Origin of the sequence: Mycetohabitans rhizoxinica HKI 454 (assembly GCF_000198775.1) — a bacterium.
Lineage (GTDB): Bacteria > Pseudomonadota > Gammaproteobacteria > Burkholderiales > Burkholderiaceae > Mycetohabitans > Mycetohabitans rhizoxinica.
Genome location: NC_014722.1, coordinates 1,791,821 through 1,814,606, shown reverse-complemented (window position 1 = coordinate 1,814,606; position 22,786 = coordinate 1,791,821). Strand labels below are relative to the sequence as shown.

The 22,786-nt window shown below is 61.3% G+C and carries 16 protein-coding genes, 1 tRNA gene and 1 pseudogene; 8 read left to right on the top strand and 10 right to left on the bottom strand.

Features of this window, described 5'->3' with window-relative positions; all coding sequences use genetic code 11:
* The first annotated feature begins 11 nt into the window (after positions 1–11).
* The 5 genes from RBRH_RS07990 to RBRH_RS07970 all read left to right on the top strand — a co-directional run bounded on the left by RBRH_RS07990 (position 12) and on the right by RBRH_RS07970 (position 5,296).
* On the top strand, positions 12–992 hold the full coding sequence (locus RBRH_RS07990) for a DNA-3-methyladenine glycosylase family protein (protein ID WP_041754334.1): 981 nt from the start codon (positions 12–14) through the stop codon (positions 990–992).
* A 159-nt stretch (positions 993–1,151) separates the two neighbouring features.
* A complete protein-coding gene (locus tag RBRH_RS07985) occupies positions 1,152–2,123 on the top strand; it encodes an acetyl-CoA carboxylase carboxyltransferase subunit alpha (RefSeq protein ID WP_013435654.1) in 972 nt (323 codons plus the stop codon).
* Between the two features lie 46 nt (positions 2,124–2,169).
* Positions 2,170–3,600 carry a tRNA lysidine(34) synthetase TilS gene (gene tilS / locus RBRH_RS07980; RefSeq protein ID WP_013435653.1) on the top strand — a complete coding sequence of 477 codons (1,431 nt, stop codon included), beginning with the start codon at positions 2,170–2,172 and terminating at the stop codon, positions 3,598–3,600.
* 216 nt (positions 3,601–3,816) lie between these two features.
* Entirely contained in the window at positions 3,817–5,067 is a 1,251-nt protein-coding gene (locus RBRH_RS07975) for an aspartate kinase (RefSeq protein ID WP_013435652.1), read from the top strand.
* A gap of 135 nt (positions 5,068–5,202) precedes the next feature.
* Positions 5,203–5,296, top strand: a tRNA-Ser gene (locus RBRH_RS07970).
* Positions 5,297–5,462: 166 nt separating this feature from the next.
* On the opposite strand, the gene RBRH_RS07965 is transcribed toward RBRH_RS07970, so the two are convergent.
* On the bottom strand, positions 5,463–8,864 hold the full coding sequence (locus RBRH_RS07965) for a DEAD/DEAH box helicase (protein ID WP_041753664.1): 3,402 nt from the start codon (positions 8,862–8,864) through the stop codon (positions 5,463–5,465).
* A 282-nt stretch (positions 8,865–9,146) separates the two neighbouring features.
* Here RBRH_RS07965 and RBRH_RS18910 point away from each other — a divergent pair.
* Both RBRH_RS18910 and RBRH_RS18905 read left to right on the top strand, forming a co-directional pair.
* Positions 9,147–9,278 (top strand): annotated as a pseudogene (locus tag RBRH_RS18910) (IS3 family transposase); the annotation flags it as partial.
* A gap of 779 nt (positions 9,279–10,057) precedes the next feature.
* Positions 10,058–11,290: an RICIN domain-containing protein gene (locus RBRH_RS18905; RefSeq protein WP_013435648.1), complete on the top strand. Its 1,233-nt coding sequence runs from the start codon at positions 10,058–10,060 to the stop codon at positions 11,288–11,290.
* Between the two features lie 290 nt (positions 11,291–11,580).
* Here RBRH_RS18905 and RBRH_RS07960 read toward each other — a convergent pair whose 3' ends face one another.
* The 4 genes from RBRH_RS07960 to RBRH_RS07945 all read right to left on the bottom strand — a co-directional run bounded on the left by RBRH_RS07960 (position 11,581) and on the right by RBRH_RS07945 (position 15,135).
* A complete protein-coding gene (locus RBRH_RS07960) occupies positions 11,581–11,802 on the bottom strand; it encodes a DUF3079 domain-containing protein (RefSeq protein ID WP_013435646.1) in 222 nt (73 codons plus the stop codon).
* Positions 11,803–11,865: 63 nt separating this feature from the next.
* On the bottom strand, positions 11,866–12,132 hold the full coding sequence (locus RBRH_RS18900) for a hypothetical protein (protein WP_157864397.1): 267 nt from the start codon (positions 12,130–12,132) through the stop codon (positions 11,866–11,868).
* 58 nt (positions 12,133–12,190) lie between these two features.
* Positions 12,191–14,542, bottom strand: coding sequence for an FdhF/YdeP family oxidoreductase (locus tag RBRH_RS07950; protein ID WP_049786399.1), 2,352 nt, complete (start codon positions 14,540–14,542; stop codon positions 12,191–12,193).
* 11 nt (positions 14,543–14,553) lie between these two features.
* Positions 14,554–15,135, bottom strand: coding sequence for a hemerythrin domain-containing protein (locus tag RBRH_RS07945; protein ID WP_013435643.1), 582 nt, complete (start codon positions 15,133–15,135; stop codon positions 14,554–14,556).
* A gap of 236 nt (positions 15,136–15,371) precedes the next feature.
* On the opposite strand from RBRH_RS07945, the gene RBRH_RS07940 reads away from it, so the two are divergent.
* On the top strand, positions 15,372–15,866 hold the full coding sequence (locus tag RBRH_RS07940; RefSeq protein ID WP_013435641.1) for a YciE/YciF ferroxidase family protein: 495 nt from the start codon (positions 15,372–15,374) through the stop codon (positions 15,864–15,866).
* Between the two features lie 169 nt (positions 15,867–16,035).
* Here the strand turns inward: RBRH_RS07940 and RBRH_RS07935 are convergent, their stop codons facing one another.
* The 5 genes from RBRH_RS07935 to RBRH_RS07915 form a co-directional block, all read right to left on the bottom strand.
* Positions 16,036–17,238, bottom strand: coding sequence for an SIR2 family protein (locus RBRH_RS07935; protein ID WP_013435640.1), 1,203 nt, complete (start codon positions 17,236–17,238; stop codon positions 16,036–16,038).
* 286 nt (positions 17,239–17,524) lie between these two features.
* Positions 17,525–18,184: a DUF2894 domain-containing protein gene (locus RBRH_RS07930; RefSeq protein ID WP_013435639.1), complete on the bottom strand. Its 660-nt coding sequence runs from the start codon at positions 18,182–18,184 to the stop codon at positions 17,525–17,527.
* Positions 18,165–18,815, bottom strand: a complete 651-nt coding sequence (locus tag RBRH_RS07925; RefSeq protein ID WP_013435638.1) for an OmpA family protein — start codon at positions 18,813–18,815, stop codon at positions 18,165–18,167. Before RBRH_RS07925 ends, RBRH_RS07930 begins: the two co-directional genes overlap by 20 nt.
* A complete protein-coding gene (locus RBRH_RS07920) occupies positions 18,812–20,908 on the bottom strand; it encodes a DUF802 domain-containing protein (RefSeq protein ID WP_041753663.1) in 2,097 nt (698 codons plus the stop codon). Before RBRH_RS07920 ends, RBRH_RS07925 begins: the two co-directional genes overlap by 4 nt.
* A 10-nt stretch (positions 20,909–20,918) precedes the next feature.
* Positions 20,919–21,710: a DUF3348 domain-containing protein gene (locus RBRH_RS07915; RefSeq protein ID WP_041753662.1), complete on the bottom strand. Its 792-nt coding sequence runs from the start codon at positions 21,708–21,710 to the stop codon at positions 20,919–20,921.
* Positions 21,711–22,786: the final 1,076 nt, after the last annotated feature.

Below are 22,786 nucleotides of genomic sequence, written 5' to 3'. Positions count from 1 at the left end.
CAGGAGGCGAGATGGCAACGGCCAAGAAGGCGGCGCGCAGCACGGAGGCGAAGGCGCCGCCGGATGCGGCGAGCGCGGCGGCGGCAAAGCGCGGCGCTACCCGTACGCGTGTGGCGCGCGCCAATGGGCTTGACGAAGACGCTGCGCCACGACGCGCGCCTCGTGCAGCCTCGAACGCGGAGCCGGCGCGCAATGCGCGTGCGTCGGTGCCGGAGGCCGAACCGGTGCACAACGCGCGTGCGTCGGCGTCGGGGACCGAGCCGGTACGCAACGCGCGTTTGCCAGTGTCGGATGTTAGCCCGGCGCGCAAGGCGGTTGCCCCAGCGTCCGAGGCGTCGGTCCCGGCCACATCACAGGAGCAGGTGCCCACCGCGTCGCGTCCCGAATATTGGGACCGTGCGTGCGCGGACCTGGTCCGTCGCGATCGTATCCTGAAAAAGTTGATTCCACAGTTCGGGCCCGTTCACTTGATGGTGCGCGGCGATCCGTTTATGACGCTTGCCCGCTCCATTGTTGGCCAGCAGATCTCGGTCAGCGCTGCGCAGGCGATATGGGCGCGGCTCGCGGCCGCATGCCCGTCGATTGCGCCGGCGCGCATTGTGAAGCTTGGGCAGCCGCGATTGATCGAGTGCGGATTGTCCAAGCGCAAGTCGGAGTACATCCTGGACCTTGCGCAGCATTTTACGTCCGGTGCGCTGCATGTCGCATCATGGGCGTCGATGGATGACGAGGCGGTCATTGACGAGCTTACGCAGATACGCGGGATTGGCCGCTGGACCGCCGAGATGTTCCTGATTTTTAACCTGATGCGCCCGAACGTGCTGCCGCTGGATGATCTCGGACTGATCCGTGCCATTAGTGTCAATTATTTCAGCGGCGAGCCGGTCACGCGCAGCGAAGCCAGGGAGGTCGCGGCGAATTGGGAGCCGTGGCGGACTGTCGCGACATGGTACATGTGGCGCAGTCTGGAGCCGCTGAGCGCGCAGGCTTAACCCGCGCATCGGGCGCAGGTCGGGCGTGGTGGCGCAATGTCCGCTGTTGGCATTGCATCGAAAACTATCAAAACGCCAATGTGATAGTTCAGAGCCGGTTCCGGTAGGGCGACACGCGGTTAGAATACGCGCTGCCGGATAGTTCAAGGATTCGAACAAATGAAGACCACCTTTCTGGATTTCGAGCAGCCGATCGCTGAGCTCGAAGCAAAAATCGAAGAATTGCGCTTCGTGCAAGACGATTCGGCCGTCGATATTTCGGAAGAGATCGAGCGGCTGTCCAAGAAAAGCCAGCAATTGACGAAGGACCTGTATGCGCACCTGTCACCTTGGCAGGTGTCGCAGATCGCGCGGCATCCTCAGCGTCCCTATACGCTCGACTATGTGAACGAGTTGTTCACGGATTTCCACGAATTGCACGGTGACCGATCCTTTGCCGATGACCTGTCGATCATTGGTGGGCTGGCGCGCTTCAATGGTCATCCGTGCATGGTAATCGGTCAGCAGAAGGGACGCGACACGAAGGAGCGCGCGTTGCGCAACTTCGGCATGTCGCGCCCGGAAGGCTATCGCAAGGCTGAGCGGCTGATGCGGGTGGCCGAGAAATTTAACTTGCCGATTTTCACGTTCATCGACACGCCGGGTGCATATCCGGGCGTGGGTGCCGAGGAGCGTGGTCAGTCCGAGGCCATCGGTCGCAATCTCTATGTGATGGCCGAGTTGAAAGTGCCAACGATCGCGACGATCATTGGCGAGGGCGGCTCCGGCGGCGCGTTAGCCATTGCCGTGGCCGACAGCGTGTTGATGTTGCAGTTCTCGACCTATTCGGTGATTTCGCCGGAAGGGTGTGCGTCGATCCTATGGAAGAGTGCGGCAAAGGCGCCCGAGGCAGCGGAGGCGCTGGGCTTGACCGCGCACCGGCTTAAGGCGCTCGGCCTAATCGACAAGATCGTCAACGAGCCGCTGGGCGGTGCACACCGGGATCCGAAAGGCATGGCCGCGATGCTGCGCCGTGCGTTGGCCGACTCGCTGCGACAGTTCCAGGGCATGAGTTCAAACGATCTGTGTGCCCGCCGCTTCGAACGGCTGATGAACTACGGCAAATACAAGGCCGGCCCGTTCGGCAACTAATGGCGCGATGCGGCATGCGCCGGGTGGTGTCTAGACGGGTAAGCAGATGACGAGTGCGGACGAATCATCGGTCGAGCGTCTGATTCTCGGGGCGGTGGCAGCTCAGGCCACGGCGCTGCATCGCGATGCGTCCGTTGCGATCGCTTTCAGCGGGGGCATCGATTCCACGGTGCTGCTGCACGCGGCCACCCGCGTGCTGGGCGCACGCCGGTGTGTCGCGTTGCACGTTCATCACGGGCTCAGTCCTCATGCCGATGCCTGGCGCAGCCATTGCGCTGACGTGGCGTGCCGGCTTGATGTCGCTTTTGATTGCCGCGCTGTCGCAATCACGCGCACGCCGCAGCACAGCGTCGAAGCCCTTGCGCGTGACGCCCGCTATGCAGCGCTCGAGCAAATGTGCGCGGCCCATCGCGTGCGCGTGCTGTGGCTTGGCCATCACGCGGACGACCAAGCCGAGACCGTACTGTTGCAATTGCTGCGTGGCGCGGGGCTGCCCGGGCTCGCCGCGATGCCGTTACATCGTGTGCTACCGAACGGGCTCATCCACGTGCGGCCTTTATTGCCGGTACTGCGGGCTTCTCTCGACGCGTATGCGCGTCAGCATACATTGCGCTGGATTGAGGATGAATCCAATGCAGACCTTCGGTATGCGCGCAATGCGGTGCGGCGGCATGTGATGCCGACGCTGGCTGTCCATTTTCCCGGGTATCGCGACGCGCTAGCGCGAACGGCCCGGCATGCCGCCGCCGCGCAGCGTCTGCTCGAGGATTTGGCCATGATCGATCTGCGTGCATGCACGTTTGCCAGCCGGCGTGCCGCCGCTATGAAGCGATCCGATGCACCGGTGCCCGTGGGTCCAATGTTATCGCGGTGTGCGCTGGTTGAGCTCAGTCATGAGCGCGCGGTCAATCTGCTGCGGTTCTGGATGCGCGAGGCGGGGCTGGCGACGGTATCCGCGGCGCGCGTCGAGGAAATACTGCGTCAATTGCGTGAGGCCGGGGACGATGCGGCGCTGCGGATCGAGCACGACGAACATTGCCTGCGCCTGTATCGCAACCGGGTTTGGTGGGAACGCCAGGATGACGGGGCGGCCAGTCATGATGCGATGCCGCCGAGTACCGAGTTGCGATGGTCGGGCCAGTCGGTTTGGCGGCTGCCGGCGTGGCGGGGATCGATTGTTTTCATGCCGTGTGGTGCCAACGATGAGCAGGGGGTACAGCGCAGCGTTCTCGAAGGCGCGCCGCTCACGGTACGCGGTCGACGCGGCGGCGAGCGCATGCGCTTGCGCGCCGGCGGTCCGCTGCGCACGTTAAAGAACCTTTTCCAAGAGGCGGCGGTGCCGGCCTGGCGACGCGATGTCCCGCTGTTGTTTGTCGGCGATGCGTTGCTGTGGGTACCCGGGCTGGGCGTCGATCCCAACGTTGCGGGCGGCGGCCGGGTGCGGATCGAATGGCACCCGGACATATTGCTTGCGTGACCTTTGGCTGCAGGCGCATCGCGGCGCGGCACGCATTTTCGCTTGTCAAGTACACCGGCATACGGTAGGGTTACCGGTTTGCTCGTCTGACTTTACCCGATTTTCATTGATCGGGCAGGCGCGCATGCGCTGACGGCGCCGCTTCTCGTTTGTGCCCTTTTGTCGAACGACCCCGCGTGCGCGCCGGCGTGGTTTCCCCTCTAGTTCATAACGGCAATGGCACTCATCGTACATAAATACGGCGGCACCTCGATGGGCTCGGTTGAGCGCATCAGGAATGTCGCGAGGCGCGTCGCGAAGTGGCACAAGGCGGGTCACCGGTTGGTCGTCGTGCCGTCCGCGATGTCTGGTGAAACCAACCGGTTGCTCGCGCTTGCGAAGGAACTATCGACGCAGCCCAGTGCGCGCGAACTCGACATGATCGCATCGACGGGCGAGCAGGTTAGCGTTGGCCTGTTGTCGATCGCGCTACAGGAAGAAGGCGTCAACGCGGTCAGCTATGCAGGCTGGCAGGTCGCGATCAAGACGGACAGCGCGTTCACGAAGGCTCGCATCAATGAGATCGACGATAAACGCGTGCTGGCCGACCTAGATGCCGGCAAGGTCGTCGTCATCACGGGTTTTCAGGGCGTGGATCCTGACGGCCACATCACCACGTTGGGCCGGGGGGGCTCCGATACGTCGGCAGTCGCGATCGCGGCTGCGATGCGCGCCGACGAATGCTTGATCTACACTGACGTAGACGGCGTGTACACGACCGACCCGCGCGTTGTCGAAGAGGCACGCCGGCTTGATCGGGTCACGTTCGAGGAGATGCTGGAGATGGCCAGCCTCGGCTCCAAAGTGCTGCAGATCCGTTCGGTCGAATTCGCCGGCAAGTACCGGGTAAAGACGCGCGTGCTGTCGAGCCTGACTGATCCGTTGATGCCGCTGGACGACGAAATGCGTTCGGGCACCCTGATTACCTTTGAAGAAGACGAGAAAATGGAACAAGCCGTTATCTCCGGCATCGCCTTCCAGCGCGACGAAGCGCGTATCGCGGTCATGGGCGTGCCTGACAAGCCAGGCATTGCCTACCAGATCCTCGGGCCGGTCGCCGACGCCAACATCGACGTCGACATGATCATCCAGAACACCAGCGTGGACGGCAAGACCGACTTCACGTTCACCGTTGGCCGTGGCGACTACCAGCGCGCGATGGACATCCTGACCCATCAGGCCGACGGACAGGTGAACGCGCAGACGGTGCTGGGCGATCCAAAGGTGTCGAAGGTATCGGTCGTCGGCGTTGGCATGCGTTCGCACGTGGGCGTCGCCAGCAAAATGTTCCGCACGTTGTCGGAGGAGGGCATCAACATCCAGATGATCTCGACATCCGAAATCAAGATCTCGGTGTTGATCGACGAAAAGTACATGGAGCTTGCCGTGCGCGCGCTTCATAAAGCGTTTGAACTCGACCAGGCGTGATCGCGCGGCGGCTGTCGCATCGGCGGCCGCCGACCGTGGCGCGCTCGTTGTAGCGTCTTATGAATTGACGTGATCGCATAGAGCCGTTATGATCTTGCCTTCGTCGCGTGGTCTCCCTACGCGAGCGAAGTTTCGGGAGACGTGGCCGAGAGGTCGAAGGCACTCCCCTGCTAAGGGAGCATCTGGGCCAAAACCTGGATCGAGGGTTCGAATCCCTCCGTCTCCGCCAGTACTTCGGTATAGGCGGTGGAAACCCCGGTTCTTCACGGAGAACCGGGGTTTTCTTTATCTGTCGCCTGTTCCGACTGCTACACAAACCACGTGCGTGTTACACGTAGGCTAGCGTAGATTCGGATGGCAACACAACCGACGCGATGCGGCGGCGTCTACGCGCGCTATGCGTCAAAGAGCAAAGGCGTATCTTCCGCCGACCCGCATGGTTGCGTGTTGGACGGCAGGCGCACGACGGCCAGCGCGGCGTATAGCTCGCTGGCATAGTCCAGACCCCCCCACTGTTGCGCGTCACCGATCACGTACAGGCGGCACTTGGCACGAGTGATGGCGACGTTGAGCAGGTTCGGCCTGCCGGTTACCCAATTGCGGGCTTTCGCGCCTTGCTGGCCGGGTGCCGTGCCTAATACGAGGAAGACGACGTCGGCTTCCTTGCCCTGAAACGTGTGGACGGTGCCGACCTCGATGCCCTCGAATTTGCCGCGTCGCACGAGATCGCCGCAGGCGTTGGCCACTTTACGCAAGGGTGAGATGACGTAGACGCGGGCCGGTTTGTTGTCCTCACCATGCGCCGGCTCACGCCGCAACATGGTCAGGCACTGGCGCAGCACGTCCAGCTCGTCGTCCGACACTGGATGGTGCACGCGCGTGGAGGCCACGTCGAACCAGGCGCTGTCGCCGAGGGTACAAGAAAAGGGCGTGGGCAGTGGTTGTCCTGCCTCATCGACGCGCCCCTGCACCATCTGGTTGGCGTAGGCGATACGGTTGGCGACTGAGAACATTGGATCGTCACAGCGCCGATGCGTACGCAACGGCATGCCGGTCCAGGTGCGCGTCTCGCTGCCGGTGTATTGGGCCGACTTGCTCACCCAGGAGCCGAACGGCGTGATGCGGTCGGCGAGTGTTTGCGCCGACTCGTCGGCGGGCGACCAGGCTGGATCGACCTGATGGCGGCAACGTAACGCTTGCGTGACGCGCAACGGCACGGTGAAGACCGGTTCGACTTGTAGCGGATCGCCGACGATAACCGCACGGCGGCTGCGCCAAATCGCACCAGCGACTGATTGCGGGGTGGCTTGGCCCGCTTCGTCGATCAGCAGCCATCCGAGACTGTCCTGGCCCATGCCGACGAACAGGCGATCGAACGAGGCGAGGGTCGTGGACACCACAGGCACCACGAAAAACAGGACATCCCACAACAGTGGCCGTTGATCGGCGAGCAGCTTGTCCTGCAACGTGTTGGTCAGCATGCCGTGCACCACGCGCAGGTTGCCGATGAACTTGCCGGCGTTGGCGAGGATCGTCGCGCGATGCAGTTCGATGGCGTGCAGGAATAGCCGTGCGCGCAGATGATCGAGGGCGGGACTGACTGCGATGCTGGCGCGATGACGCGTCTCGGAAGGCAAGGACCAGAACGCATCATCCGGAAAGTGCTTGGCACCGATCGCATAGCCCGCGTCCAAGGCCTGCTGGTGGACTTGACGCTGCAGCATTAGAGCGGCAAGTTCACGCGATATCGCTTGATGCCGTTCACGCTCGCGTTGAACGGCGGCTTCGCGCTGCGCGATGTCGCGGCTGAGCGCACTGAGTGCCGTGCTAGTTTCGCTCATCGCTCGCGTGGGGGCTTCGAGCGCGTGGCGTCGCGCGATCATGCGGGGCGTTTCGCGGCCGAGCCATCGCATTAGGCGGTCCCAGAGCGAAGGGAGATAGGTTGCCTTGCATTGCGCGAGGACCGCCTGATGACTGTGCATGAGGGCGCGCAGGTCGGTCTGTTGCTCGCGCAACGCGGCTAGGGCCTGTTCACTCGCGGCAAGCGTATCCGTCGCGCTTTGCAGGGATGCTTCAAGCGTTTCCCATTGCACGCGGCTGCGATCCAGCTCCCGCGCGGCCTGCTCGGCAGCCACTAGCACGGCGCGCTGCTTTTCGACCTCAGCGTGCGTCTCGAGAAACGCGCGTTTCGCGGTTTCCCATTCGGCCTGATAGCACGGGTAATCTTGGTCGGCCGCTTCCAAGATCTGCTTCATTGTTGACGGACGATCGTCGCAGAGAGTGTCACGCGGGGTCGCAGCGTCCGTCGTCGTTGTTCCTTTTGCGTCGTCATCGTCGCCGTTGTCCGGCGCATGGATTGCCGTGTCAGCAGTGGAGGTTGGCCGCTTGACCTTGCGGTCGTCACGGAAAAAGCCTGCGGCAAACGATCGCCGATTGCTGGCATTGCCCAGCGCGGCGGCAATGACACCCCAACCTTCAATGGGCTGTCCTTCGTCGTCGAAAACTTTCTGCGCGCAGAAGATTTCGCGGATCACCTCGTCGAAGTAGGCGGCCGGTTCGAATTCGCGGCCGATCTTGGCGCGGGCCGGTAATGCCTGCGTGATGTTTGTGACGGCGTTGTTGTTGTTGCTCGTGACGACGATGGACGTGCCGTCGATCACGGCGCGCTTGAGTGGCGAAAACTTCATGCCGGCCATCTGCACCGGCTTGTCGAACAAGGTCGCGGGTTTGTCGAGTGCGGCGATCCGCCGGGCGCGTGCCGTGACGATGTCGGCGATCACGTCGCACAGCAGGGTGGTCTTGCCGGTGCCGGGCGGACCGTTCACGCCGAGGATGCCACTGTCCGGGCTCAGGGTGTGCAACACCTGCGCGACGGCGGCCTGTTGCGCGAGCACCAGTGGGTACTTGGAAGGTGTTGGCCAACGTGCGGATGGCAGGCGCGCGGCGCTGACCAGTTGCGCCATCGTAGCGTGCTCGGTGAGGACGTCCATCCGTTCTTCGGGCTTGATGGCTGCGCCCAGATAGCGCGTGAGCGCGGCGCCGAACGGTTGCTGCTTTTCGGCTTGATCGATCAGCCGGTCGAGATCGTCCAGATAGAATGAGTTGAGGAACTCGGTAGTCGCTTCCTGATTGTCTTTGAGCTTGCTACGCTTGATCCGGCTGGTGCGTACGACGACGCGCCAGTCCAGCGCGGCTTGTTTCGCATCCTCGCCGAGCAGCGCACAGACCACGTCACGTTCGGTCTCCAAGTCTTCCCATCGCAACGGTGTGCCTGATAAGGACGCTGTGCTTTCGTTGCGCCCGTTCGTCGGTGCAAGACGATGGCAGCGTTGCGCGAACTCTTCTTGCGCGCGCTGTAACCGTGCGTTGATGTTATCCAGCGTACCGGTCTCGCGAAACGCATCGACACCGTGCGCGAAGCTCGCGGCCAGGTAGCTGTAGGGCAGCGGTACGCCGCGCTCGTTGGCGACGAAAGCGGCCAGCCACCCCTGGCCGCTCATGCGTTGCACTTCACGTTCGCTGAGATCGTCAGCTGGCACGATGCCGCGCAACATGAGGCGGGCTAGGTCTTCCACATCAGCAACACCTACGTAGACGGCGTGCAGGAACGCGTACTGTTTGGTGGGCGCGAATTCCTTGCGATGCCAGGGAAGCGTAGCCTGAGGGCCACGGCGCCGCAGCGTGCTGACTTTGATGTGTGCCGTATTCTCTTTGCCGTCGGAGCGGTTGGAATATGAAGATTTCAGGTCGCGCCAAAACCGCAGGACGCGCAGAGGTTCGTCGTTCGTGTTGTTCAAGGCTTGCCTCGCCAAAATCCGGGGTGGGGCGCGTAGTGACGACAGGCACGAGGACGGAGAGGACGAAGCGATGTCATGATGCCTGCCATGGCAACCAGGGCGCTCCTGCTGAGGGGGCATTATGCCAGTACAAGTGAGCGCGTATGAGGCTGACCGAAAAAACTGGGCCATTTAAAAGTAGAAAAATCTGGCATGATGCAACCTTGACAAGCAGAAGGTCATGACGTGAAGAAGAGCCGATACACTGAAGAACAGAGGGTAGAAGTATAGGGGCTTGGGCTTGTCAAGGCAGACAATGGCAATGAATTCATCTCCAAAGTGCTCGGCAAGTGGGCGTATGAGAACGGCGTCAAGTATSGATTTTTTCACGCCGGCAAACTAACCGATAACACGAAGAACAAGTCGTTCAACGGCGAATTGGTTGTGCATAAGCTCATTCTACACAAATGGTCTTAGGCGGAGCGAAGCTGCAAATGGCGACACACTTGAACGTCGGGCAGCTGTAAGGCGGTGCTGCCCCCGCCGTGATTTGTTGCAAATGAAACCAGTTTCATCCAAGGTAAGTCAGTATGATTTTGCGTGAGAGGTGTAAATAAACACTGTGTTCATGCGATCATCAAACGTGCGAATGAGATCCGATGTAGAGGGAACAGGTACTGCTCTTTTAAAATTTGTCGTTTCAATTAAAGATGACAAGCTTGCGTTTGCCGTACCGGGCGTCTATAGTCAAAACAACCTTATTCAATGAAGCGGCGCACGGTAGCTAAGCATCATGCTTGGACAGGGTGTGAGTGGATCACACAATAGGTGCTCTAACAGTGAACGGATGCATTGTAGTAGCCGTTCTTGCTGGTTATCGCAGTGAGTATGTAATCAAACGATGAGGTGTCCGTCTCGTGAGAGCGGACGCAACAGAGTTCAATTTGCGATATATAGAATTTACAGTGTGAGTGTAAAAATGAAGAAGAATCGTAGTTCCAAAGAATTGTGCAGGATTATGCAGGGCCATACATATTCACGAGCCTGCTGGCAGCGTGATAACCAGACACTCCGCTTGAAGGCCTCAAGCGATTGTTTAAACAAGCGGGCTATTTCTTGATCCACTCTGGATGGAAATTATTTTAATTTTTTAATTAAAATTATCAAAAATGAAGGGCAATTTCTAAAATTTAAAATTTAAAAGGATAGATATCATGCATCGGATAACCATCGTTACAATGACATTTGCTGGCGCTTTAGGTTGCGTAACATGTGTATCGGCCTTTGAGACGAAGGGATCCGCCTATGGGCTGATAGAAAGCAAGTACAAGCAGGAGGCAAATCAGGCTAGTTGCATGCGCACCTTCGGGGGCAGTACATCCGTACGGATTGGTGCCTGCAAGGCTCAGGGAGGGCCAAGTGATTACACCTCCATGAGGCAATGGCGGCTCGTGGAGCAGGAAGGCGGCACTTATCTAATCCAGAATAAGTATCGTAACGATATGGGGGCTGGCAGCTGCCTACAAGCCCTCCCAGAGTCGACAGACCTGATTGTGGGGAGTTGTGACGGTAATGCCTCTGCTCCATTATCGACAAAGCAGTGGAGATTGGAAGGCGGTACCTTTCGACTCGCAAAAAATCTTTACAAGGAAGGTGTGCAGCCAAGCCATAATTGTGCCCGTGTCTATGCCGGCAGCAATGTAGAGATACAGATTGGTGCGTGCGATGCGCAAGGCGGGCCCAGTGATTACACCTCCATGAGACAATGGCAATTCGCTATGTTTCCCCCGCCTGTGACACCGGGTGGGATGGCATCGCTCTCTTACCGCATTCCTACCACCCCGCCGATCACCCAAATCACCTTCCCCATCACCGTGGTCCGTGCTCCAGATGCCGCTGGCTACTATTTTGCTCAGCAGTACGGTTTTTCAGGCGGCGGCGTGGGTTACATGGGTGTTCGCCCGCGACCGGGTGGAAAGTCGCTTGCGGCTTTCTCGGTGTTCGGCAGCGGAACGGAAGTAGTCGATACCACTCATTGCAGCAGCGGCGCAGATGGCGGAAAAGGTGTCAGTTGTTCGGCCGAGCACGAGTTAGTTCACGGGCGAAAGTATCTTCTCACCATTACCCAGGACCCAGCTGACTCACGCGTATGGCGAGGCAGCATTACCGACTCTGTAACGTATCAGCAAGTCGCGCTCGGCGCCTACAAAGTACCGGCGACATGGGGTTCACTGTCTCCCAGCCAGGGCGGATTCATTGAGTACTATGCACAATTAAGCTCCTGCGCAAGCATTCCCCGGGCTGAAATACTCTTTTCACCACCTTATGGCTCCGATGGGCGGGCCGGCTGGTTCTATGCCCAAAATGAATATGGGCGGTGCCAGGGGAAAATGAATTATTTCCATGAAGTACGAGGCGAGGACTCTTATTTCAGAGTGGGTTTTTAGAGTCAATCGTAATGAGAAAGCTCGCGAATGCGGGCTTTCTCACGGAATAAATTTATAATCTTAGTGTCAATAGCGAATGAGTTTATCCAATCGCCTAATAAGAATCCCAAATAAGTTGGGTGCTTTCAAGAGATTGGCCGCGATGGCTGGGCGACGTTGGCGCTGGTGCTCGACTACCATACGTGTGAATTGCTAAACTGGCATCTGTCGCGCAGCGTTAAGCGCCAACCCAGCCTCGGGGTGGTTCACATCGCTGTTGAGGCGGGCGACCCTGCCTAGCGGAGGGCAGCTTAGCGGACGGTGGCACTGTTGGGCCTGACACATCTGTCGCCCGGGCTGACCTCAAATCCCCAGTCACCGTGTTCGTACCAGTCGTCCCCGAGCAATTCGGCCGGATGCTGGGTGCGGCTCTGCCCGTTGCCGCAGCGCATGTCGCTGGCCGGGCAGTAGTGGTCACAGCCCCAGCAGATCCGCTCCGGATGCAGCGGGCGCAGCGGAAATACCTTAGCCATGCGTTTTCTCCGAGCGTTCGATTGTGACGACGCAAAGCATCATTATCTCGCCTTTGTCACGGATCAAAACTGAGTCGGAATGACGCGGAGGTAGGCTCCGGCCTTCCGCCGGGCGTGAACGGCCAGCAGCAGGCTGACGTTGTTACTTGCTGCGTTGATGTCGTCATCTGTGTCCGAGATGACGTAGCGCGCGAAGCAGCACCGTCGCCGGCATTGTCCTGGCGCGCAGTCGATGGCGAAGCTTTTGCCATTGGATGGGACGAGAGCCAGCGCCAACGCATCGGCATTGCACATGCGCTGGCGCTTGAACCGGCGTTGTTGACCATGCACGGCACTTTCATTGCGCGTGTGTAAAACAGGGAGCGGGTGTCCCTGCTGTCGTTGCCGTCTATCCAGGAGACGACGCGCCGTCGTCCGATAAATTGATGTCGCGGCGGCCGTCGTCGCGCAGTATCCTGACCGGAATCGACTTCGCGGCCGGCACCTTGCTTTGCTCGGCATGATGCCACAGCGGCAGCAACACATTGCACTCGGGATAGTAGCCGGCAATGCAACCGGGTGGCACATCGTAGGCGTGCACGCGCAGACCGCTAAGGCGCCGCTCGACGCCATCGTTCGCGATGGTCTGCAGCGTGATCATGTCGTTCTCATGTAGGCCGCGACGGCGGATGTCGTCCGGGTTCATTAGCACGACCATTCGCGAGCCTTGGATGCCGCGGAAGCGGTCATCGTGTGCGTAAATCGTCGTGTTGAACTGACTGTCGCTGCGCAGTGTCATGAGACGTAGCGCATCCGGCTCGCGCTGCGGCATGTCCGGGTCCTCACCGAGCGTCGCGGGCACGAGGAATTCGGCCTTGCCCGATGCCGTGGCAAAGCGCCGCTCGCGTGCTGGCAGCGGGCGCGGGAAACCACCTGGTTGCCACATGCGCCGCTCGAAGTCCTCGAACATGTCCGGATAGGTTTGGACGATCTCACGGCGCACCAGCGCATAATTGTCGTGCCACGCGTCCCAGTCGGGCCCCAGACGCGGGTCCAGCGTGGCCTTCGCCATCTTGGCGACGATGTAAGGCTCCGAGCGCAGCTTATCGCTGGCCGGCTGCGCGTAGCCACGGGAGCCGTGAATGCAGGCGGTGCTGTCTTCCATCGACACGGCTTGTTCGCCGCTTGCCTGCCGGTCGATTTCGATGCGGCTCAAGCAGGGCAGCACATAGGACATCTCGCCCGGCAACAGGTGGGAGCGGTTCAATTTGGTGGCGACGTTGACCGTGAGCCGCAGCTTGCGCCAGGCCGGCTCGATGCGTGAGCGGTCCGGCACGGAGCGGACTAGGTTGCCGCCAAGGTTCAGCACCGCGTCGATCTTGCCGGCGAGCATGGCCTCGAATGTTTCGACGGTGTTCAGCCCTTTTTCTCGAGGTGGCTTAAACGCGAATTGCTCGGCGAGCCGGTCCAGCGGCGCAAGCTCCGGCTTCTCGGTGATGCCGACCGTGCGTTGTCCCTGCACATTCGAGTGCCCACGCACCGGCGAGGGCCCCGCGCCCGGCTTGCCGATGTTGCCGCGTAGGAACAACAAATTGCATAGCAGACGCACGTTTTGCACCCCCAACCGATGCTGCGTGAGGCCCATGCCGTAGTGGGCGATTACCGCGTTGGCCTTCATGTATTCGGCCGCCGCAGCCTGCAGCGCGTCACGCGTCAACCCGCTGGCCGCCTCGATGTCGGTCCATGCTGTGTTGCGCAGGTAGTCGGCGAATGCGTCGTAGCCGGTCGTATGTTGTTCGATAAACGACACATCGATCTTCCGCGGTGCGCCGCTTTGCCGCGCCTGGTCGTCGGCGTCGATCACGGCCTTGCAGAGGCCGATGATCGCGGCGCTGTCACCGCCGTTTCTGACTTGATGGTACTGCGTGCTGATCGGCGTGCTGGCCGGGGTGAGCATCTGCACGGGCGACTGTGGATTGGCAAAGCGGATCAGTCCCGGTTCGCGCAGTGGGTTGAACGTGATGATCGGCACACCGCGTTCGCGCGCGTGCTGCAGCGGATGCAGCATACGCGGGCTGTTGGTCCCGACGTTTTGGCCGAAGAAGAACATCAAATCGGTTTTGTCAAAGTCCTCGAGCGTGATCGTGCCAACACCCACGCCGATGGCTTCCTGCAAACCGACGCTGCTGCTTTCATGACACATGTTCGAGCTGTCCGGCAGATTGTTGGTGCCGAAAAGACGCGCAAACAGTTGCAGCATGTACGCTGTTTCGAGCGACGCGCGCCCTGACGTGTAGAACACCACCCGCGCGGGATCTAGCGCGCGCAATTCGCGGCCGATTTCATTGAACGCCTGCTGCCAACTCACTTCGACGTACTTGTCCTGCGCGCGGTCGTAGCGCAGGGGCGCGGTGAGGCGACCCGCTGCCTCCAAATCGTGGTCATGCCAGGTGGCCAATTCGCTGATCGTGTGAACGTCAAAAAAGTCCGGCGTCACGCGCTTTTTCGTGATATCCCACGCGGTGGCTTTCGCCCCGCTTTCACAAAACTCAGCCAGGTGCGGCCGCGCAGGCTTTGCCCATGAGCAGCCTACGCACATGTAGCCATCGGGTTTGTTCTGATGAATCAGCAGGCCGCTATCCTTGAGCGCGACTTTTTCCTTCGTAAGAATGTCGACGACCGCCTTCAGCGAGCCCCAGCCGCCCGATGCATAGGGGTAAGCTGCGCGCTTGGATTTCGGGGTGTCCGGTGCGTCTGGCATGATCGACCTCGCTATGCACTGCGGGGGCGAGGGGTGGCAAAGCAGCACAATACGGCGATGCCGGTCAGCGCGCCCAGCAGCGCCGTGGCCACCGGGAAGGTGCCGGCCATATCGAGCGCGATGCGTGCCGGCCGGTGCGCTCCGAGCAGTTGGATGCGCCGACGTGTCATCGCCGCGCCCAAACTTGCCAACTCGGCTTTGAGCGCGCGTTCGGCACGCGGCAGCAGCACGGCTTCTTCGTCGGCGACGTGATGGATCACGGTACGCATCAATTGCATGAAAAGATTGTCGTAAGCCGCATTGTCCGGCTCCATGCCGCGCAGTCGTTCAATCGTCTGCCGTATCGCGTCATGCTCGGACTTGCTTTTTTTCAGCACGTCATCGTCCGGATCAACGCGTGCGAGCGCCGGGTAAAGAATTTCCTCTTCAAGCTGTGTGTGGATCTCCAGCGCGGTACATGCGGTGCTAACGATCGCGCGCTTGCGCCACCACGGCGAGTCGGAGCGGTAGCGGTGGAAGGCCGCCAGCACGTGGGTGTGGTCGGCGCGGATCGCAGTGGTAACGGGCAGTGCCGCAAGCGAGGATAAAGCCATGACACCTCCTGATCACAAAACGTCATGCAGGACGCATTTGCCGTGCCCGCCATGTGAGCTTGGCGGTGAACGGGCGCGTGAGTTTGGCGCGGTGAGCGGGCGCTGGCGTCGTGGCGGCGACCTTGTTGAAGCTGTGCTGCGCCGGTGCCCAGGCATGGGCGTTGCGCGGCAAGTGAGGCCGACGCGAGCACACTCGTGCGGCGTATTGATTAAGCATTCGATGAAGGAGGCTCAATATGGCACGCAAGACTTTGGAAGACCTGTTTATCCATTCGCTATCTGACATCTACAGTGCGGAGAAGCAATTGACGCGTGCGCTCGGCAAGCTAGCGCGCGCCAGCACGAATCCCGAACTCGCGCAGGCCTTCGAGACGCATTTGCAGGAAACGCATGAGCAGGTTGCACGCATCGATCAAGTGGTCGAGAAATGCGGCATCAAGCTAAAACGGATCAAATGCGTAGCAATGGAGGGGCTGGTTGAGGAAGCCGCGGAACTGCTGGACGAAATCGAGAAGGGACCCGTGCTCGATGCGGGGCTGATCGGTGCAGCCCAGAAAGTGGAGCACTATGAGATCGCGTCTTACGGCACGCTGTGCGCGTTCGCGAAACAGCTCGGCCAGGACGACGCAGTGCCGTTGCTCAAGGCGACGCTCGACGAGGAAAAGGCGACCGATCAGAAGCTGACGCAGTTTGCCGAGAAGGTTGGCAATCCGCAGGCTAGCCAAGCCTAATGGAGCCGTGCCACGGGCCGGTACCGTGCGGCTGTTGACGCGCGGCAAGGTTCAGACTATGCCGACTAGGCCCCTATGCTGGTTCGAGGACCTGCTTTGCCCTGCAGGCGGAGCGGTATCGTCGGATGGTAGCGGGACTCGCGCGTCGGGGCAGCGCGCCTTAAACCTATCACAGTGCGCGAACGGCAATACTGCACCATTCGCTGAAACCGCCCCGCCACGGTAATACCGCGAGGCCTCCGGACACGCTGGCATGGGGAAAGACGCTTCTTGCATGAGCCAGCTGCGTCTGAACGTCATTCAGATCGATGTAGTACAGCGCACGCTGGCGTCCGTCGGCGGGCGCTTCGGCAAATTGACGCAGCAGCAGTCGCACCAGCGCGTCTTCGTCCGGGAAACTGTAGCCAACCAACACGACGATCCGGGACTCGCGCAGCAGCCGCACGGCCTTCGGGAACAGCGCCTGAAAGTAAGGTTGATCGTAGTCTTGGGCGCGTGAAGGCAGCATGATCTCTGGCGGGTTGCTGCGCAGTGTCTGCGTGTCGCGGTGACGGTAGTCGACTTCGAAATGACCCTCACGCCGATAGATTTCAAACCCCCCATTGAGTTTTAGCAAATGACCGCCCGCAAAGGGCACCGCCACCGCACGCCTGTCCATGTCACCACACCAGGCAAACGGCGTGAAGCCTCGATACAACTCGCGCGAACGGGCGCGTCGCAACGCTGTGTCCACCATCGCTTCAATGACAAAGTCGTAGTTTGTCGTCAGGAAATTCACGCCGATGCGGGGGGCAGGCCGCTCGCTAGCCGACGTTGCGCTCGCATGCTCCTGCAGCGCGGCAAACAGCGCACTGATTGCCGTCTGTGCGTCGCTAAGCGGCTGGTCAAACGATAACGTGTCGCCAACCAGCGTAGGAGGCTTTGCGCGCTGGTGGAACTTGCGAAGCACCACATAGCGCAATTCACGCTCGACCAGTTCCAGATAGAACTCGTCGACGTATCGGTTGCGAAGCAGCGGATACTTTTTCAACATGCCCACCTGATAGACGATGTCGAGAAATGCGGATCGGTCCAACCCAACGGTGCGATCGATCTGCGTCATACGCAGGAAATCCTCCAGGAACGAAGATTCGCTTGCCCAATCGTCATCGGTAAAGTCAAATAAATCGGTGCCAGTCGGATAGCAGTTATCCCAGGCACGGGAGAAACCGGCGCCGAGCACGAATGTCACGTTGCCCGCCGCGGGATCGCCGTGCCGCGCTAGCGCATGCACGCTCTGCGCAAACTTGATCGGTGCCTGCCGGGCTCGTGACGGGGAGGTTGGGCCGCTGCGTCGGCGCGGGTTGCGTGGCTTGTCGATGGGTTTCGTCATGAGCGGTTGAGTCGGGGACGATGTCCGAGGTTGAGCGGCGCGCTACCAGGCCGCGCCCGCCGCCGTTTTCGTTGCGTGCTTGGCCGAATGCAATACCCATGCCCACTGGGCGGGGCACGCCGTTTTCGTGCAAGTGTTCATTCCTTTCGGTCCTGTGATGATCCCACCGTGACGGCAGTGTTGCCGAACGGGGACAAGGCTGACGTGCGCAAGAGCGCAGTCGTGTTCCGCGCGAGAATAATGTCGGCGGGCGCCTCGCACGGAGGGTGCCGAATGGCGCACCGCTTCAGCGCGATTTGCCTCGGGCGCTCTTACGGGCAACGGCGGCACGCACGGTGTCCTTGGCCGAGGCCGGGTCCCCGCTATTTAATTGCTCCATCCACGATAACGTGTCCGCGTACGCGAGGAACTGCTGTAGATACCCGGGCGACAATTCGCGCATCAACGAAAGCGAGCGATGCACGAGACTGCTGGAATTGAGCGGACCGGCATTCCTCGGCACTTGGTTGAGCGATTGCCGAAGCTGCTTTTCGATGCGGACCTTGGCCCAGGTCTTTCTGAAATAATCCAGCGTCGCCGGCCCTGGATCGGACCCGGGGTGCGATGCGGCGGCAGGGGCGCTGGCATCGCCATGCGCGCGTTTGCGCGCGGCGATGTAGTCGAGCACCGTCGCGAGTGTAGGGTCTGCGGGTTCGCGTGATGTCGTTGCGGCATCTGCGTTGCCGACGCGGGGATCCGCCCGCTCGAGATCAGCGGCATATGCATTTAGCAGCTCGCCAAGCCGGCGCTCCAAGCGGCGTCGCACCGCGCCGACGTGACCGGCCGTGCGTCGCTCTAGCGCGTCGATGAAGCAAAAGCGCACCGGGTCCAACCGATCGGCGCCGGATGCCCGCCATGCGTCGAGCCGAGCCCGCGCATGCGTTTCGCTATGGCTCACGGCGTTCACCGTTCATGGCGGATGGCCTAGGCACCGCGGCGATCTCCACGCGCCGGTTGCGAGCCCGTCCAGCGTCGTCGGCATTCGAGCTTACCGGCTGCTCGGAGCCGAACGCGGCGGCGAATACTGACGAGGCTGGCACACCTTCCGAGATGAACGCGCGCGTCACCGTCAACGCGCGCTGTGCCGACAATTCCCAGTTATCGGCGAAGCGACGATTGCCCGCGCGGACCTGCTGGTCATCGGCAAAACCGCTCACCATCAGGATCTCGTCACGGGCGCTCAGGTATGAGCGAAGCGGCTTGGCGAGACTTTTCAATAGCTCACGACCTTCGGGCTGCAACTGGTCCGAATTCAGCGCGAACAGCACGCTGCCGCTGATGCCGATACGGCCGTTCACCAGCGTCACGCGTCCGGCGGCTAGCGGCCCGGCCAATACCTGTTCGAGCGTCTTGCGGCGCTGTGTTTCCATTTGCCGTTGCCGAACTTCGTTCTCGAGTTTGGCCGATAGTTGCAGTTGCATACCGATGACGCCGACCAGGATCAGCACGAACGCGCCCAGCAATACTGACATCAAGTCGGCAAACGCGGCCCAGATGGGCGCGGCCGCTTCCACGCCGCCGTCAATGTCGTCGTTCATGGCGCTTCGGCTCCCGCACGCCCTTGCTGCGTAGCGAGCTGTTGCAACTCCTCGATAATCTGCTTCTGCGACATCATGCTTAGATCGATGACTTCCCGCGCTTGCGCGACGTAGTAAGCGAGTTGCTCGTCACTGCGTGCCAGCGATTTGTCCAGCGCCGCTTCGATGCGCTGCAAATGCGCGACCAGCGTATCGTTGGACGCGCCAAAGGACTGGACCGCCACGCCGAACGCCTCGCCCAAGCTGGCTACTTCGACCGCGCCGCTGGTGAGTTGCGTCGCGGCGGCCTCCAGTTGCCGCGTGCCGGCCTGGACCTCGTCAGTGAACCGGTTGCCGACGCGCTCCAGCAAGCTTGCCGATGTCGCGACCAGTGCGTTGATGGCTGAGCGCTGCTCGTTGGACGCATGGTTGACCGCGTCGAGTAGCGTCGCCAGCGTTTCGAGCACGCGGCCGCGTTCCTGCAGAACCGCTGTGTCGCGCTCGAGGCTCTCGGATAGTTGCTGGCGCAACTCGGCGATCACTTGTGCTGCGGCCAGCGGCGCCTGCGACGCGACCTGCACGAGCTTGCCGATCTGCGCCATCGTCTCGGTGGCTTGCTCGGTGGCCTGCGCCGAGATTTGTTGCGCCGTATGCGCCAGCGTATCGCAGATCTGTTGCTGCTGCGCGGCTGCGCGCATGCTGGTTTCATCCCATTGTTGGCGCAACGTGGTGGCCATGGAAGTCAGCGCCGTGGTCCAGGTGGCCAACCGGTGTTCGTCCTGCGATTGCAGTTCGGTGCGCAGCTGCGCTTGCGATTGCTCCATTGCATCCAACGATGCCATCGAGCGCTGTGCGAGCGCCGCAACGGCCGCTTCGAGCGCGTGCTGATGGTCCGCGGCGCGTTGCTCTGCGGCCTGCTCCTGCCGCGTTAGCGTATGCTGACAAGTCTGGGCAAGCGTCGCCACGTTGGCTTCCAAACGTGCCGACAGCGTCTGCAACAGGGTCGCGGCGCGTTGTTCAGCCGCCTCTGCGAATCGGTCAGCCGAGACGCGAAGGTGCTCGAGCAGCGCGTCATTGGATTGTCGATGGTCGGCCAATGCCTCATTCCAGACCGCCGCCACGTTGCGCGTGGTCGCGTCCAGGCTCGTGGACAGCGCATGCAACTGCTGCTGCACGGCGCCGGCGATGGTATCGTGCAGCGATGCCGTATCGCGCGCCAGGCCGGCCATCGTCGCCTGGACGACCGGCTGCAGCGCCGTACCCGCGGCGCGGGCGCTGTCGGCCACGCATTCTTTCAACGATTGCGCCACGCACGAGGTGAGGTGCGCGTGCGCGTCCTCGACCTTTTCGAGGAAGGCTTGCTGCCCGGCGAGCTGTTGCTCGTTCAATGTCCGTGTTTGTTGCTCGATGTGCGTGATCATCGTTTGCAGCCGATCGACCAGTGCAGGCATCGCATCGGCTTGCCGCTGCAAGAGCTGAAAACTCGTCTCGCGCTGGTGGGCGCTCGAATGGGCCCGCAATGTCGTCGCGATGGCCGTATCGAGTTGCTGCGCGGCCTCGGTGCGCTCGCGTCGGCACAGCGCGGAAAGCAGCCCCAGCATGGCGGATGCTGCCACGCCTGCAATCGACGTGCCGAACGCGAAGCCCAGTGCGCTGACCGGCGCGGCAAGCGAGGCCCGGACGGCGTCCAGATCGGTCGCGCTTTGCAGCGCGGCGCCGGTGCCGCGCAGCGTCGTCACCATGCCGAGCAGGGTGCCCAGCATGCCGAGCAGCACCAGCAATCCCACCAGATAGGGCGTCAACACCGGACCCGGCAACGCGACTCGCTGACCGTCCAGCCGCAGGCGCACCGCGCCGCGCAAACCGGGATGCAATTGTGCCAGCCAGGGCTCCAGCGCCGGCGGGGGGGCGGACAGGCCGGCTACGGCACGCGTCAACGTGACAGTGGCCTGTTGGTAGCGGCGCAATTCCAGGGCGCCCGCGAGATAACCGCCACCGATCAGCAGCGTGACGGCCGAGGCTAGCGGGTTAGAGCCGAGGTAGCCGGCGCCGATCCAGCCTACGACGGCCAGGCCGGCCAGGAAGACAACAATATTAAAGCGAAAGCGGGTCATAGCAGGTGGGTTAGCAGGTACGGTAGGCCGAGAGCAGTCCCTGCACCGGTTGAAATCGGACATCGAGTTCGGCGATCAGCACGCTGCGCATGTCGTTGCGGAATACGTCCAGCCATGTGCGGGGCGTGCCCACGGGCGGCGCGCCGGTTAGCGGAACTTGCGTGCACGTCTGCTGTGGCATGTTTGTCTGTGCCGGCGGCGCGGGCGGAGGCGCGGCGTCGCGCAAGCGGGCAAAATGTGCGCCGAGCAACGCGGGCACGTTGGCCAGCAGTTGATGCTCGCGTGCCGCCAGTGCTTGCTCCATGACGGTATCGACGGCGCACAGCCGCGCCATATTGGGCGAGCGCACTGACAGCATTACGCGCAGCCGCCTTCGCAGCACACCGATATCCGTTGCCATCGCATGTTGCACGCCGACGTAGCGGTGGCGAAAATCAGCGTAGTCGAGCACGGTGTCGCCGCTCGTCCCGCGCAACGCCGCGGGCGTGGTCGCGTGCCGTGCCCCGGCAGCGAAGCCGCAAGCGGCATCGATGCGGCGGATCAGCGACGTGCGCACGGCGACACTATGCGCCGACGCGTCGTTCTCGCCCCCGTGCACCACCCCGACCGCCTCCGATGCGGCGCCGTGCGCGTTGGTGTTGAGCGCCGTCGATAACGCGATGGCGTCGGTCCAAGCAAGCCATTGGCTCAGTTGGTCCGGCAACGGTTGTCCGGATTCGGCTACATCGAGATGCGCGAGCCGCGCAAGCAGACGAACAAGCGTCGGGGCGCCGGACGCCGCGTGCCGAGGGACTTGTACCATACCACCAGAGTCAAAAAGACAGCAGTTTACACGTCTGTGGGACACGCGGCCGAGCATGCGGGAGCGGCTCGTCGCAACGGCTTGCATCGTGCGAGGCCAGGCGCGCGGGAAATAATGCTCCGCGTTTAGCTAACGCGTGTTCGCAAAGCTTGTTCGGGCCTCGCACTATGGTGTCCACGCGTTGTATGCTGTCCGAGTCGGCGACATCGTAGCAGAGCCCATGTTTTGCCAGTCCATATAAAGGTGATGATCTCGCCTGTTTGCGAGTCGAGCTTTGGATGGGCCGTCATTGCGCTGGCATCATCCAGGGTGCCGGTGGGCGGATTGGCAATAAAACCTGGCACTGAAGCAAGCCGTGTATCGCGGCGTAAAGCGCAATTCTATGATATCGAACTCGGTGGCAAGTGCCGCGTGCTAGACACGGCCGCACTTCGGGGCGACGTTGAACTGGCTGCCGATAACTCGCATGCCCGCAACCGGGGTACCGATCACCCTTTGCCACGGATCGCGCCGTTGCGAGCGAGCCTTGCCATCGACTACGGCGATAGCAGGTGGAGTGCGCGAGCTGAGTTGCAACACGCGTGGAGCCCCAACTTCCGTCGTGCGCGAAATCGCCTTAGAGGGCAAGTGCAGCGTAATGGTAGACCTGCGCCCCCGGTTTTGATCGGCTAATCGAAGCGACCGCGCCGCGTTACCTATTTACCTTTCAAAATCGTAATGTAGTGCGAAACGCGACAATAATTTCCGATAACGATGGATAGTATATGGGTAGTATTCTTTGCCCATTACGAAAGAAAAATTTTGAAAGAAAGTTGACACGCGAATGCGCGTGCTCTTAATCTTTGTACTGTCTCCAGGCGAGTCAGTTCGCGACAGCAGGGAAAACCCCGAGCTGGATGTGGCGCATTCCAGTTGGCGAAACCACGGTTGCTGATTCAGTGGCACGGTCTGCCCGTCTGTGTAGTAGATTTTGGATACCTAATTTTTAGTATTTCATATAAATAGCATTGCTGCATGGCAATGCGGGTGGACGCATGACGTCCGCGATCCATGCATACGGGGCGACCGTGCGCCGA

What these genes read in the sequence shown, in the direction of transcription:
- RBRH_RS07945 (WP_013435643.1), bottom strand. Translation starts at nt 15,135, where the DNA reads ATGGCTTTATCCTCGCTTGCGGCACTGCCCGTTACCACTGCGATCCGC.
- RBRH_RS07950 (WP_049786399.1), bottom strand. Translation starts at nt 14,542, where the DNA reads ATGCCAGACGCACCGGACACCCCGAAATCCAAGCGCGCAGCTTACCCC.
- RBRH_RS07915 (WP_041753662.1), bottom strand. Translation starts at nt 21,710, where the DNA reads ATGGTACAAGTCCCTCGGCACGCGGCGTCCGGCGCCCCGACGCTTGTT.
- RBRH_RS07985 (WP_013435654.1), top strand. Translation starts at nt 1,152, where the DNA reads ATGAAGACCACCTTTCTGGATTTCGAGCAGCCGATCGCTGAGCTCGAA.
- RBRH_RS07920 (WP_041753663.1), bottom strand. Translation starts at nt 20,908, where the DNA reads ATGACCCGCTTTCGCTTTAATATTGTTGTCTTCCTGGCCGGCCTGGCC.
- RBRH_RS07925 (WP_013435638.1), bottom strand. Translation starts at nt 18,815, where the DNA reads ATGAACGACGACATTGACGGCGGCGTGGAAGCGGCCGCGCCCATCTGG.
- RBRH_RS07975 (WP_013435652.1), top strand. Translation starts at nt 3,817, where the DNA reads ATGGCACTCATCGTACATAAATACGGCGGCACCTCGATGGGCTCGGTT.
- tilS (WP_013435653.1), top strand. Translation starts at nt 2,170, where the DNA reads ATGACGAGTGCGGACGAATCATCGGTCGAGCGTCTGATTCTCGGGGCG.
- RBRH_RS07940 (WP_013435641.1), top strand. Translation starts at nt 15,372, where the DNA reads ATGGCACGCAAGACTTTGGAAGACCTGTTTATCCATTCGCTATCTGAC.
- RBRH_RS07960 (WP_013435646.1), bottom strand. Translation starts at nt 11,802, where the DNA reads ATGGCTAAGGTATTTCCGCTGCGCCCGCTGCATCCGGAGCGGATCTGC.
- RBRH_RS18905 (WP_013435648.1), top strand. Translation starts at nt 10,058, where the DNA reads ATGCATCGGATAACCATCGTTACAATGACATTTGCTGGCGCTTTAGGT.
- RBRH_RS07935 (WP_013435640.1), bottom strand. Translation starts at nt 17,238, where the DNA reads ATGACGAAACCCATCGACAAGCCACGCAACCCGCGCCGACGCAGCGGC.
- RBRH_RS07990 (WP_041754334.1), top strand. Translation starts at nt 12, where the DNA reads ATGGCAACGGCCAAGAAGGCGGCGCGCAGCACGGAGGCGAAGGCGCCG.